We start from the raw sequence: 270 nt of genomic DNA on the forward strand, positions 1-270 counted from the left end.
TCTTTACTGTGAGTCACAAACACGGCACTGACATTACGTTGTTTCAATATGGCGCGAATTTCTAACATCATATCGTTACGAACTTGCGCATCGATATTGGAAAAAGGTTCATCTAGCAATAATAATTCTGGTTGATATGCTAATGCACGTGCAATCGACACTCGTTGCTGTTGACCGCCTGATAATTCATGCGGGTAACGCGATGCCAACCCGGTTAATTTAACCAACTCGAGCATTTCTTCCAATCGAGCTAACCGCGCAGTACGATTG

At 43.3% G+C, this 270-nt stretch carries 1 protein-coding gene; it reads right to left on the reverse strand.

All coding sequences use genetic code 11. The features are described 5' to 3' along the window. Nucleotides 1-270: ATP-binding cassette domain-containing protein (locus tag AAEZ00_RS21295; RefSeq protein WP_351089902.1), on the reverse strand; the 270-nt coding region annotated here is incomplete at both ends.

The organism is Shewanella sp. S1-49-MNA-CIBAN-0167 (assembly GCF_040310145.1).
Taxonomy (GTDB): domain Bacteria; phylum Pseudomonadota; class Gammaproteobacteria; order Enterobacterales; family Shewanellaceae; genus Shewanella; species Shewanella psychromarinicola.